This window comes from Streptomyces sp. NPDC091416, from assembly GCF_044756845.1.
GTDB lineage: Bacteria > Actinomycetota > Actinomycetes > Streptomycetales > Streptomycetaceae > Streptomyces.
On the sequence record NZ_JBIVTU010000041.1, the window covers coordinates 1 to 13,106 of the forward strand.

6 protein-coding genes are annotated in these 13,106 nt (G+C 68.6%); 4 read left to right on the forward strand and 2 right to left on the reverse strand.

What is annotated here, in order from left to right:
- A partial coding sequence (locus tag ACIQMX_RS42130) for a toll/interleukin-1 receptor domain-containing protein (protein WP_402486944.1) occupies nt 1-930 on the reverse strand: 930 nt, incomplete at its 3' end.
- 365 nt (nt 931-1,295) lie between these two features.
- Between ACIQMX_RS42130 and ACIQMX_RS42135 the strand changes: the two genes are divergently transcribed.
- The gene (locus ACIQMX_RS42135) at nt 1,296-1,559 is read left to right on the forward strand and encodes a hypothetical protein (RefSeq protein ID WP_402486947.1); all 264 of its coding nucleotides are present in this window, start codon (nt 1,296-1,298) and stop codon (nt 1,557-1,559) included.
- Between the two features lie 187 nt (nt 1,560-1,746).
- Here the strand turns inward: ACIQMX_RS42135 and ACIQMX_RS42140 are convergent, their stop codons facing one another.
- A complete protein-coding gene (locus tag ACIQMX_RS42140; RefSeq protein ID WP_402486950.1) occupies nt 1,747-1,908 on the reverse strand; it encodes a hypothetical protein in 162 nt (53 codons plus the stop codon).
- A gap of 421 nt (nt 1,909-2,329) precedes the next feature.
- Between ACIQMX_RS42140 and ACIQMX_RS42145 the strand changes: the two genes are divergently transcribed.
- The 3 genes from ACIQMX_RS42145 (at nt 2,330) to ACIQMX_RS42155 (ending at nt 12,052) form a co-directional block, all read left to right on the forward strand.
- Nucleotides 2,330-3,223, forward strand: coding sequence for an endopeptidase (locus tag ACIQMX_RS42145; RefSeq protein WP_402486953.1), 894 nt, complete (start codon nt 2,330-2,332; stop codon nt 3,221-3,223).
- A complete protein-coding gene (locus ACIQMX_RS42150; RefSeq protein WP_402486956.1) occupies nt 3,220-7,659 on the forward strand; it encodes an AAA family ATPase in 4,440 nt (1,479 codons plus the stop codon). Before ACIQMX_RS42145 ends, ACIQMX_RS42150 begins: the two co-directional genes overlap by 4 nt.
- Before the next feature lie 331 nt (nt 7,660-7,990).
- Nucleotides 7,991-12,052: a hypothetical protein gene (locus ACIQMX_RS42155; protein WP_402486959.1), complete on the forward strand. Its 4,062-nt coding sequence runs from the start codon at nt 7,991-7,993 to the stop codon at nt 12,050-12,052.
- The last annotated feature ends 1,054 nt before the right edge of the window (nt 12,053-13,106 follow it).

Consider the following 13,106-nt stretch of genomic DNA (forward strand, 5'->3'; position numbering starts at 1 on the left):
GAGGTTGGCCCAGTTGCCGCTCGACGCGCACGCGAGCGTGGCGGTCATGATGCCGATCATGCCCGGCAGGTGTCGGAGCCCAATGAGTGCCGGCTTCCCGCTCTCCGGTTTAGCCGCCGCCCCGACGAAGGCCCGCATGCCGTTCGCCCATGGCATCAGCGCCTCGGGAGCGCCCCAGCGGGATGCGATCTGAAGCGACGCGCAGAACGGCTCCACGAGAGCCCAGAGGTCGCGCGCCTCCTCGGCTACCTGAACGATCTGCTCCTCGTTCGTGCCGTCTAGGGACCTGGCCACCCGGTCCTTGTCCTTGAGGACCGCAAGCACACGCTGAGCTTCCTGCGAGACCAGGTCGTCCAACTCGATGCGACGTGAGGGCTCAAGGAGCATCTCCTTGGTGAGCCGCTTGAGAAGGTCCACCCGGTCTGCGGCCGCCGCCTGCTCGACTGCGGCCAGGGCTGTTGCCGGGTCGGGTCTCTTCTCACCGAGCAGCCGATTGATCGTGGTGACGAGACTGGCCGCATGGGCCAGGTGTGCTTTCCCGAACAGATCTGAGTAGTTGAGGTCGCTGAGCATGCGTCCTGCCCCCAGGTCCCATTCGGGAAGTTCTCCCGCGTCGAATCTCACCGGGATCAGCCAGACGCGCCCCGGCGCCCTGAGCCGGAACTCTTCGACAGCGAGCGAAAGTTCCTCGTTCATGTAGGACTTGTCCTTGGCCCGGGAACTGTCCGAGAAGCAGGCCAGGAAGACGAGCGATCCGTCTCTGATCGCCGTTTGAATCTTGGCTCGCCAGGCGTCGCCCGGCCCGAGGTCCTTGCGATCGCGCCAGTACGGGATCTGAGCCGCCTCCAGGACAGTGCAGAGGCCGTCCACCTGGTCCGAGTCCTCGTGGACGTACGAGATGAAGACGTGTTTGCCTGCTTCGTCGCTCATGCGCCGAATGATAAGTCCGGGGTCTGACAATGAGAGTTGTGTGGGAAGAGGATCGGTCGTGACACCACCCGGCAGCTCACAAGGAGAAGGCGAACAAGCCTCCCGGTCAGCCGCACCCGGGACGATCCAGACCTGGACGGTTTCGGGTTAACTCATTTTTTCAGGGGCCCTGAGCTGGAATGAATGATGAACCCGCGTATCTCGCCGGTGAACACGTCGGCCTGAACGGTCGCCGATCCGACTGGCCGCGAAGGCCTCGGCGCGGGCACCATCAGGTCTCGGAAGCGGGACACGACTAGCCCGCACCAACCCCGCCCCACGACACCCCAGTTGGGTGCCGTACCCCTACCTGCCTGGAGTCGCTCATGTCTGCCCTGCCCCTGCCCGCCCAAAGCCCCGAGCCGTCGGCGTCCTGCTCCAGCTGCCTCCCCGCCCGCGCCCAGTCGAGTCGGCTGGGTATCCCCGAGGTCGTGGTCATCGTCGTGGTCATCCTGGCATCGGCCGCCCTGGCCGCCGGCAACCGGCCCGTTCCAGCCGCGCTCGTTGTGGTGGCCGCCGCCGTGGCCGAGCTGATCAACGGCCGCCGACAGAGCGGCTCCGGCAGGCCCTCCCGCCGCCGCAGCCGGTGACGATGGGGCGCCCTATGAGGTCGCACCCTTGTTGCGCCGTTGATCCTGCGGTGCTGCAGATGGATTGCGACGGGTTCTGGACCCTGCCCGGGCCGTTTGACCTGCGGTCCTGCAGGTTGGGTGAGCCTCCCGCAGTTGCGGTGAGAACGTCTACTGCGGCGTGCTGGGGGAGCGCTTCGGAAGATGATCATGGACGCAGTTTGGGGAGTGCCTCTTCCCGGGGGTCCTTGATGGCCCTCCTGATGATCTTGTGGAGTACCGGCCACAGCTCACGCAGGATGTCCCGGTTGAGGAAGTGGCGGAGGCCGTCACGCATGCCTTCGGCGAGCACCGTCCGGTACCGGCTCATGCGCTGCCGCGGCAGGTCGAGATCGAGGGTGCGCAGTGCGGACCGCGCGATGTGCAGCGGCAGTCCACCATCCCGTGCTCGGTCCGACCAACTCGTTCAGGCTGGCGGGTAGACGTCGTCGATACCTCGCTCGCACCAGCGCTGCGATGGAGCTGGGGTCGTCGTGTACAGGGTTCATCTTCCTTGGTGCGCTGGCTCTGAGTTTGCATGAGTGGGTGCGCCGGACCTGTGCGCTGGCCCGCCGGCTGGGGGTGGTAGTCGGCGCGTGGGGCTCGTTGGCGGGGGAGGGCTACACACTCTGCGAAGCCGCGCGTGCTTTAACTCCCCATGCGGGAGGGGCTGGTGCTCCGGTTGGGATGCGGTCGCACCCGTAGAGTGTCCTCTCGGCACAGTAGGCCACGGGGAGAGGGTGGGGGAGCCGGTGGGGCAGCAGCATGTGCTCGGGGTGCACGGGATCGGGCAGGGCAAGACATCACAGCGGCAGCTGACCAAGAGCTGGCGCGATGCCCTCGATCGCGGTGTGAAACTTCTCCACGGCGGCGCGACGCCCATGGCGGAGGGCATGCTGGCGCCGGTGCTGAAGGTGCCGCACTGGTCGGCCCTCCTGGTCGATGACGGGGGCGGGCTGAGCACGAGGGAGGCATTCCCTGACGAGGCGACGCCGTTCACCGCGGACGAGGAGGCTTTCATCGTCCAAGCCTTGGACGACCTGCTCACCCCGAAGGAACGCGCCTACGCTGCGCAGGTCGACCCCACGACCCTCGGACTGCCCAAGGTGCCGCCGAGCATCACCCGGCGTGCGATCGCCTACGACCGGCGCAAGCCCGGCGGCCGGGCCAGTAAACTCATTCTGTCCCTGCGCGAGGTCCACGCCTACCTGACCGAACCGGACCTGGCCGGCCTGGTCCGTAAACACGTCCTGGAGAGCGCCGACGGGCACACCACGGTCCTGATCGGCCACTCGTTGGGCAGCGTGATCGCCTACGACCTTCTCCGCCACGAGGAGATCGCCGCGCCCGGCACGGCATGTGGGGCCGTGCACACCCTCATCACCTGCGGTTCGCCCCTGGCCATCCCCACGGTCCAGCGGGGCATGGGCATCACCGACGGGCGGCTGACACAGATCGCGCCCCACCTTCGGTGGATCAACGTGTTCGACCCGGACGATGCTGTCACCGGCGCCGCCGGCCTGGCCCTGACGACGGACCAGGTCAGGGACGTCGAGGTCGACAACGGCCGCCTCGACCCGCATGCCGCCGTCAAGTACCTGCGTACGCTCCCCGTCGCCCGGGCCGTCACCGGCACCTGGTCATGAACGACGAGCACGCCCCCGCCACCTCCGAGCGCCGCCTCCTCGTGATCGCCGTCAGCGACTACGACGACGGCACCCCGGCCAAACGCAGGGCCTTCCGCGACGGGATTGTCGCCCAGGTCGCCGTCGTCGAGGACTGGTGGAACAGCCCTAGCCTGGACGACCAGCGCCGCTTCGCACCCTCCCACCCGCCCAAACCCCTGCAAAGCGTCCATGACCTGAGAACGTTCCTCATTGACGAGAACCTCATCGCTGCATCCGACGACGATGCCCTCATCATCTACCTCACCGGCCACGGCCTGGCCCCTGCGGGACCGCAGCACTTCCTCCGGCTGCCCGACACCCACACCGACCGGCCCCTGGCCACCGCGTTCCCCACAGCCGAACTCATCGCTGCGGCCCTCGACTCTCCGGCCGAACACGTGCTGGTCATGGTCGACTCCTGCTTCTCCGGCCGCCTCGCCGAAGAACTCGACCGCACCCTCAAGGCCCTGCACCCCGACCGGCACGCCCTGAGCTCGCTGGTCGTTCTGGCCGCAGGCAACGAAGACAGCACACCCCGCCTGCGCGCCTTCACCGCTGCTCTGGCGGCCGTCCACGCGCACTGTGCCGACGAAGCCAACGGCTACGCCCGCTCCCACCTGAGCTGGGAAGACTTCCACACCATCCTGGACACGGTGTGGGATCCGGCGCAGATGGCCGACCTTCACGTCCTGTGGCCGCCTCGCAGCGTCAGCCGCCGTCTCGCCGCCCGTGAGCTGAGCCCCTGCCTGCCCAACCCCGGCCATACCGGCACCACCCTGCTGGAAGACGCCCGCAGCCAACTCGGATGGACACGGCCCGACGTCGACGACTACTGGATCACCAGGGCCAGCGGCCAGATGTCCGGTGATGCGGGCTGGTACTTCACCGGCCGCACCGCACTCGTCACCCGCATGAACGCCTTCCTCGCCGGCAGCGACAGCACGCTCATCGTCACCGGGCAGGCCGGCACCGGCAAAAGCGCGCTGCTCGCCCGCCTGGTCACCCTCAGCGACCCGCGTTTCTGCGACAACCCCGCCTACCGCCCCTACCTGGAGGCGATCCCAGAAGAACTGCGGGTGCCCATCGGCGCCATCGACGCCGCGGTGCTGGCCCGCAACACCGACCCACTGGAACTGTCCGCCGCGCTCTATCAGGCACTCACCGGCCAGCCCGTGCCGGCCGGCACGGACGCCTCCGAACTGCTGCGCGGCCATGCCCGCACCACCCTGACCCGCACCGGCCGGCCGCTCACCGTGGTCGTCGACGGCATCGACGAAGCGAGAACCCCGCGTCGGATCATCACCGACGTCCTGGGCCCCCTCGCCGCCCTGCACAGCGACGGCCAAAACGCAGTCCGGCTCGTCCTCGGCATCCGCAGCTCGCCACCCCCCTCCCGCCACACTCTCCCGGCCAGGGACACACACGCCGAACGGGGCCTCCTCGACCTGCTCCGACAGGCCACACACGCAACCGCCCCACTGCGCACCGACGACGACAGTGCCCAAGAGGACATCGCCGCCTACACCGCAGCCCTGCTGCACGCCGAACCCGCCACGGGATCCCGGCTGGCCCACCGCAGCAACCAGCCCATTGCCGCCGTCGCCGCCGTCGTCGCGCAGGAAGTTGCCCCTTCCTTCCTGGATGCCCGGCTGGCCGCCCAGCAACTGCACGCCCGTACCTTTCTGCCCGCACTGTCCGACGTGTCATGGCGCCGCCAGCTGCGCGAGGGCACCCAGGAACTGCTGCGAGAAGACCTCGCGGACGTTGCCCAGCACACCCGCACCAGACCCGAGGACCTCCTGGCTGTTCTGCGCGCCACGGCGTTCGCACTGGGCGCCGGACTGCCCTGGGCGACCGTGTGGCCGGCCGCCGTCCGCGGCCTCGAACCCGGCTGCGACGCCCCGGAAGCGACGATCCGGCTGGTGCGCAACAGCCGCCTCACCGGATACCTGACGACCGCCGTCGAAGACGGCCGAACCGTCTACCGGCCCATCCATGAACGCGTCAGCGAGACCCTGCGCACCGCCCCCCAGACCCTGCTCATCGAGCAGACCCTGCCCAGTTTCGGCGACACCCCTGACACCGGCAGCACCCAGGTGCACGCCCATCTGACCCGGGCCTTTGCCCGTCTCCTTGAGGCCGCGCCCCAGCCGCCGCATCCCTACCTACGCCGTCACCTGATCGCCCACGCCGAGGCGGGCGGTGTCCTCGACGACGCGCACATCCCCGCATCGTTCCTGCCCTTCGAAACCTACGGCCGCATCCGCGGCGCCCTGGGACTTCCCGTCACCGCTCAGGCCGGCACCCGACGCCTGGCGGCCTGGTCCCGCATCGAGCCGTTCCTGGCCGACGCCCCGCCCGCCGCCCGGGCCGACAGCCTGGCACTGGCAGAACAGGCCGACAGCGCCCAACCCGTGCCGCGCCCCGACACCCTGCCCCGGCCGCCATCACTGGGACCCCGCTGGAACCGCCTCCACCTGCCCAACAATATCCTCGCGGGCACCCCAAGCGGCATCTGCCAGCTCGTCACCTTCCGAAGTGCAGACCAATCGACCATCGTGGCCGCCGGCCACGTCGACGGCCACGTCACCATGTGGGACGCACGCACCGGAGTCCCCTTCGGCGCACCCTTCACCAACCTCGGACCCTATGTCCGCGCCATGACTGTCCTGAAGGCCCGCCGCCGGAGGAAAGCCGCCTCGCTCCTCGTGGCCGGCAGCGATGCCGGCCTGTGGCAGTGCGACCCGGACACCGGACGCGTCCAGAAGATGATGGGCGGCCGCATCAGAGCCCTCACCTCCTTCACCGACCCGGACCGGGGCACCCTGCTGGCCGTTGCGACGCCGCAGGGCGTGCTCACGATGGACCCCCACAACGGAGTCATCGTGCACGAACGCCCCCACACGCCCGAACGCCGTCCCCCGACCGTCCACGCCCTGGAGACCATCGCCCTGCCCGACGGCCAGACGCTACTGGCCATCGGAGAAGACGGCTCGCACGTCCCGCTCCTGGACGCACACACCCTCCAGAGCACCGGCCAGCTGCCCGGCCTGGGCATGGGCACCTCAGCGCTGCAGGCATTCACCGACCGGCACGGCCAGCCTCGTCTGGCCATCGCTTCCCGCTCGGGCAAAGGCGTGCGGATCTTCGACCCCGTCACCAGACGACCACAACCCCACGCGCCCATCCGCCGGTCAGTGGCCTCGATGGCCCACTTCCCCGACCGCGCCTACGGCTCACTGCTGGTACTCGGCAGCGGTGTGGACGGAAGCATCACTGTGGTCGACCCGGACGACGGAGAACAGCTCTACACACTGCCGGCCGAACACACCAAGACCATCCGTGGTCTGGCCGTCCTGCGAGCGGGCACGGAACCACTCGTTGTGTCCGGTTCCCTGGACGGAACCATCCGGCTCTGGGATCCCGCCCGCGACGACACCCACACCCCGAGCACCGACCGGCACGCAGAACACGTCACCCTCTTTCCGCAGCAGGCCGGCCCGCCCCGCCTCATCAGCGGCTCTGACGCGAGCCCCGTCACGGAGATCTCCCCCACAACCGGGTGGCCGACGCCGTACCCGCACGATGCCCCCGACCCTCCCGGCCACCACATCACCGCCCTGGCGGCCCCGGAGCATGCCTCCCGCCGCCATCCCACACCCCTCGCCGTCGGCTACAGCGACGGAAGCCTTCGCATCCTCACCGAAGAAGGCGACCCCCATATCCTGCGGACTCCCTTCGACCGTGCCCGTCGCAGCCATGCACGCACCCTGCTCTTCCTGCCGAGTACACCATCCCAACCCCCTGTCCTGGCCGCAGGATTCAGCAACTCCTGCCTCGTCTACTACCCTTTCGACGACGGCTACGGCCCAGACACGGACATGCTGCACACCGACGGCGCGGTCCGTGCCCTGGCCGCGGCACCCGCCGGTGAATCACCCCTGCTGGCCATCGCCACCCGCACCGTCTCGTTCCTGCGCCCCGGCCAACCGCCCCTCGCCCGCTTGCCCCGGCGCATCGGCAGCGCGCACAGCTTGGCCTTCATCACACTCCCCGCCGCACCAGACCCGTTCCTCGCAACCGGCGGCGCCGACGGCGTCATCAGGCTGTGGAACCTCGCCGCACCGCGCAGGGAGGCTCTGCCTGTTCTGCAAGGCCACCGAGGGAAAGTGACCGCCCTGACCGTCCTGCACCACCCGGCCCGCTCCCAGCCCCTGCTGATCAGCGCCAGCACGGACGACACCACCATCCGGGCCTGGGACTGCCAGACCGGCGAAGAGATATTGCGACTGATCACCGCAGCACCCGTCACTTCACTTGCCGTGCTCCCGCCCGACATCCACGACCAGGACAGCCAGCCAACCATCGTCTTCGGCAGCCCGCGAGGGCTCGCCGCATCGACCGTTCACCTGTGAACCGGGACTTCGCCCGCGTGGTCCGCCTAATAGTTGTGGCGCTGAACATGACGAGGCTCAGATGTTGGGCGTGGTCGGCTCTGTCGGCGGTGGGTTCGCGATCCGCGACTCCATACGGCAGCTTCTCGGTGATGGCCAACGAGCTCCGTCACCGGCGATGTCCGTGCATCCCTCTACGCTCTGGACTGTGACGACAGCATCTTTGTCCGGAGTGGTCTACCCCTGGGCGCGGCAGACTGTACCCCTGGGAGATTGGGCACCCGGCCGGGACCGGAGCAGCGCGCCTGCCGCGGAAGGGGACCACGGTCGGCGGCTGGAGGAGCTACGGGATGTGCCGGTGCTCGCCCTGTTCGGAGAGCGGGGCGCGGGCAAGTCAGTGGCGCTTGTGCAGGAGTATCAGACCCTGGAGGCTGCGCGTGCCAAGACGCGGTGGGTGAACCTGGGGCGGCACCAGACAGAGTCCCAGGTCGTGACAGCACTGGTTGCCACGTCCGCTGCCCAGGAGGCGGGGGAGTGGTGGGTGTTCCTGGACAGTGTCGACGAGGGCTTGAACGTCCTGCCTGCCCTGGGCGGGCTGATCGCCGACTGGGTCGACTCACTCGCCGTGGACCAGCGAAGCAATATGAGGCTGCGGTTCAGCTGCCGCACGGGGCGCTGGCCCGATGTCCTGCAGGACACACTCACGAGGCACTGGCAGTCGCCGCTGCAGGTACGGCACATGACCCTGGCCCCGCTCAGCGACCGCGATGTTGCCGTCGCCGCTGAAGACTACGGTCTGGACGCTGATGCCTTCAGCACCCTGTTGCACGAGCGGGGCCTGACGCAGCTGTCCAGGACGCCCGTCACCCTCCTGCAACTGCTCGAATACCACCGCGTCAAAGGGACCCTGCCGGCCACTGCGGCAGACGCCTACCAGCAGGCCTGCGTGCTCTTGTGTTCCGAGACCCGGCGCCCGGCCGACATACGTGAACTGCGGGCTCAGCCCACGGGGCAGCGTCTGTTGCCGGTCGCCGCCCGCGTCGCGGCCGCGATGCAGTTCGGTACACACAACGTGCTGAGCGATGCCTCCCCACAACCCTCCGGCCGCAGGGAGATTACCCTGGCCGAACTGGAAGGCGGACTTGAGCCCGGCCTGCTGGACGGCCAGGTCCCGTGCACGACCGACGAACTGCGTCGGCTGACCGAGTCCCATCTGCTCGACCCTGTCGGCCTGCTGCGATGGACCTTCACACACCGTAGCTACCAAGAATTCCTGGCCGCCCACTACCTGCACGCCCACCAGGTCGACCCGCGCGCCCAGGCCGGCCTGTTGTGGGTCGGAGACGGCGCGGCGCGGCACATCTACCCGGCCCACCGCGAAGTGGCCGCCTGGCGCAGCGGCACCGACAGCACCCTCTTCGAAGACCTCCTGCGCGATGACCCGCTGGTGCTCCTCCTGGCCGATCTGCCCGCACGGCCGGCCGCCGACCGGGCCCGAGTCGTCGAAGCCATCTTCAGCCTGGCACAAAGAGACGACACCATCGACATCGACCACACCACGCTGCACCGTCTCGAACACCCCGGACTGCCACAGCAACTCCTGTCCCGCCTACGACCAGACGTGGACACGCTGATCGTGTACACGGCGCTACGCGTGGCCCGAAGCTGCCCCGATCCAGAGCTGAACGATGCCTTGCTGCAGGTCACCGAGACCACCAGCCTGTCCGAGGAGCTACGCGCCCTTGCCCTGCGCGCCATCGCCGACTTTCGACCTGAAGACGTCCAGACAGCGGACCGGATCAGGCAACTGGCGGCCGATGACCCCTCACCGGAAGTCGTCGCTGCCGCCCTCTCCCGACTGTGGCCCAGCCACCTGTCCCTGCGGAAATGGCTCGACTTCTTTCGCGATCCGGCCGCCGACTACTACGGCCATGCGTGGGTGTTGCGCTCGGACATCCCCGCCCAGCTGGCTGCAGCCCAGACCACCCAGGCTCTGCTGTGGGCCCGCGACACGATTCAGCAGCCGCTGCCCGGGCGCAGCATCATCCTGGCCACCAGTCTGATCAGCCGCGCGGTCACCCTGGCCGGCACCGACGGACTTCCTGGACTGCCCTATCCCGAGACCCTCATCAGCGAGGCCCTCATCGCGCTCGCCAACCACCGAGATCTGCTGTACAGCGTTGAAGGCCGGACCGAACACGAGGCCTTGGGCGACGCCCTGCGCGCCCAGCACAGCCTGCGCCGCGCCCTGACACTCCATCTGCTCAGTCACCTCGGCGAGAAGGATTTCTTCCGCGTCTGGAGCGCAGTGCCGCATGGCTGCCTGACCACGTACGACGACGCGTTCTACTGGATGGAGCATTGGGAACAACTCGCTGACGTGCCACCCGCACTAGCCCGGCTGCTCGTGTCCATCACCCCGCCGACCGACCCCGAGCTGCAAACCCGGGTTGAAGCAGCCTGCCGCGCCCATCCCACCCTCCGACAGATCACCGAAGGATGGGCCCCCGCCCCAGAGCCCCGACAAGACGCCGACACCACTCCCGACGAGAATCGTGTCTACAACGAGACCCGGCTGCGCGAAGGACTTGCCGCCGTCCACGCCGCCAGCCCCGAGACCATCCGCCGCGCCTGGGGCACCGTTATCGACCAGATCAGATGCACCCGCGACGGAACCGAGCCTCCTCGCCTGTGGGAGGACCCGCTGCTCCTGTGGGCGCACCACGCCCCGTCCCGTCCAGGTCAGGGCAGCGACCTCGATGCGGAGCTGAGGACTGCCGCCCGGCAGGTGCTGACCACCGCGCCGCCCCTGCCAGCGCACCTGCTGGCCTACGGCGGGCGCGCCAATCCGCGTCTGATGCTGGAGCTCAGCGCTTTCGCCGTATTGAGCACCCCGGACGAACTCCCCTCGGCGACGCCTGCTCACTGGGCCGGCTGGGCTCTCGCCCTGGCCACCACGAACGCTTACACATCCCCTGGCGAAGTCGTCCGGGATGCCTTCCTGCCCTACTGCGCTGAACAAGCTGGTGCCGCGCTGATCACCCTGCTTGACGAGGTGCTCCGCGATCCCCACACGGACGCCGACACCACACACGACCTGGCCCGCCGCCTCAGCGTCCACACACAGCCGGACGCCGTCGACGTTCTCACCGTCTGGGCCGACCACCCCGACCGAGTCCCCGAACACTGGCAGGGCGTCACCAGCGCCCTGGCCTTCACCGGCCACTCCAGCGCCCCCGCGCGCCTGCAGGCAGCCCTCGACCTTGACCCCTCGCGCCCGGCCACGACACCCGAAACCCTGACCCGATGGCTCATGGCAGCGCAGATCCTGCTGCATTGTCCGGCACTGCCGAAACTGTGGCCGCTCGTGCATAAACGTCTGAACAACGAGGTGCTCGCTCGGGCCTACATTAACCAACTCGGCCAGCGCCTCGTCCACCACTACACCCAGCCGCACCAGTTGGCTGGCCTGGCCGAGGAAGCCCTCGCCGAGCTGTACCTCGTGCTCGCCCGACATGTGACAGCGGAAACCCTGGACCCGCCCTTGCGCTCCGGCTGGACCGGCGAGGACCACTGCGGCGAGCTGATCCGATCCATTCCGCCGCTCCTCCAGACCAAGAACACGCCACAAGCCGCCCACCAACTGCGCCGTCTGGCCTCTCAGACAGGACTGCGGCGTCTACGACACCTCGCCCGGCAGACCGCAATCGCAGCCGCGCAATCCCTGCATGCCCCGGTAACGCCCCCTCAGCTCAGAGCACTTGCCGAGCACTCACACCAACGCCGCTGGGTCACTGACGAAGGACACCTCCTGACGCTCGTGCTGGAGGCTCTCGGCCGCTTCCAACACGCCCTGCATCGCCCCAACGGCCTGAGCATCGCCCTGTGGAACCGCTCGGAGTCCTCTGCAACCCAAGCCGAGTGGTGGCCCTGTTGGGAGGAAGACCTCAGCGACATTCTTGCCGCGTTCCTCCTGCAGGACATCGGCGGCTACCGCGTCGTCGTCAATCGTGAAGTCCAGCTCGACCGCCCGGGTCTGGCCGGCCGCCGCACGGACATCCAGATCGAGGTACCAGCCCCGCCAGACAGTGGACACGACCCGGTCAGACTGGTGATCGAGTGCAAATGCTGCTGGAACAGCACACTGCCCACAGCCTTGGAACACCAACTCGTCGGCCGCTACCTGAACACCCCTCGTACGGCAGGCGTCCTGCTGACCGGCTACTTTGACTGCGACCGCTGGACGGCTACGAAGCGGCGGTCCTGCCCCGCAACTCATCACACGCTCACTTCCGTTGACCAGCACCAGCAGCAACAGGCCCGTACACAGCGAGCTCTCAGGGGTGTCCCCGTCGCAGCCTTCACCCTCGACTGCACCCTGCCTTCGCCGCCATCTGAAAGTCGGCAGGCGTGAAACGCGGCGACGAGCCGGGCGGCCGTAGAGCCGATCAGATGCCCACGATGACCAACGGATATTGCAGGCCACGGCATCTTGGCGATCTCGTCGCCCTGGTTGGGGAGGCCATACGCGGCGCGTGGGCCAGCGCGCCGGTCTGTGCCCCGCGGGAGATGAACAAGAGGGCACGATGAGGGCATGCATGATCACCCTGCTTCCGAACGTGCTGGTCGCACGCAGGCGTACATCCTGGTTCTCGAGATAATCCTCTTCGGGAAGCAGCCCGGGGCGCAGCCCCTCCGGCTTCGATGGCGACAAGACCCGGGGAACCGCCGGGCTCGCCGCAAGCCAGGGCCGCCACAACGCGTTCCTGACTGCCGAGCTGGTCCAGGGGCCTGATCGCGGGGCATTCTGACCGGGTTCCTGGCCCACGTCGCTTCCCCTGATGCGTGCTCGTCGCCGGGCTGCACGGCGGATTCACCGCCAGTCGGCGCATCCGCACTGCCCAGGGCCGTTTCGCTGGCTGTCGTGTTGCTCGCCCGGTAACCGCCGCGCAGGCTGACCCCGTGTGACGCGGAAGCGCAAAGCCGTGGACACCCTCGACGCGCGGCGGGGTGCGCCGGCCCCCGTGACCCGCCCTCGGCTCTTCCAGGACTCGCCCCGCACGCGGGCCTCAACCAGCAGTGGTGACGCCCGGCGGCAGCACCCCCGGGCCGGGTCCTGCACGAGGTTCGGAGTGCCCGCGCCGCACTGAGCGCGTCCTGGCCGGTGCGCCGGAGCGTGACCTGATCGTCTTGGCCGCAGCGGCGACCTTCGCAGAGCTTCTGGCAGGATGGCTGCACGGCCTTATCGACGAGACCGCCCGGCGGGTCTGATGCCTGCTCGTGAATCGGCACCGTAGGCACCGGTCCCGACGGTCCGCTCGGGAGGTAGGTACAAGCGGCGAGACACACGGCCTCTCTTTGCCGCAAGGTCACTCAGAGTGCGGGATGTGGCGTTCCGCCGGTCTTGTCATCGCTCGATGGTGTGACGTTGGGGCATCGTCGCCGGTCAGGCGTTCGGGGTTCGCTTG

Coding starts and splice junctions, on each gene's coding strand:
- ACIQMX_RS42135 (WP_402486947.1), top strand. CDS start 1,296: ATGTCTGCCCTGCCCCTGCCCGCCCAAAGCCCCGAGCCGTCGGCGTCC.
- ACIQMX_RS42140 (WP_402486950.1), bottom strand. CDS start 1,908: ATGAGCCGGTACCGGACGGTGCTCGCCGAAGGCATGCGTGACGGCCTC.
- ACIQMX_RS42150 (WP_402486956.1), top strand. CDS start 3,220: ATGAACGACGAGCACGCCCCCGCCACCTCCGAGCGCCGCCTCCTCGTG.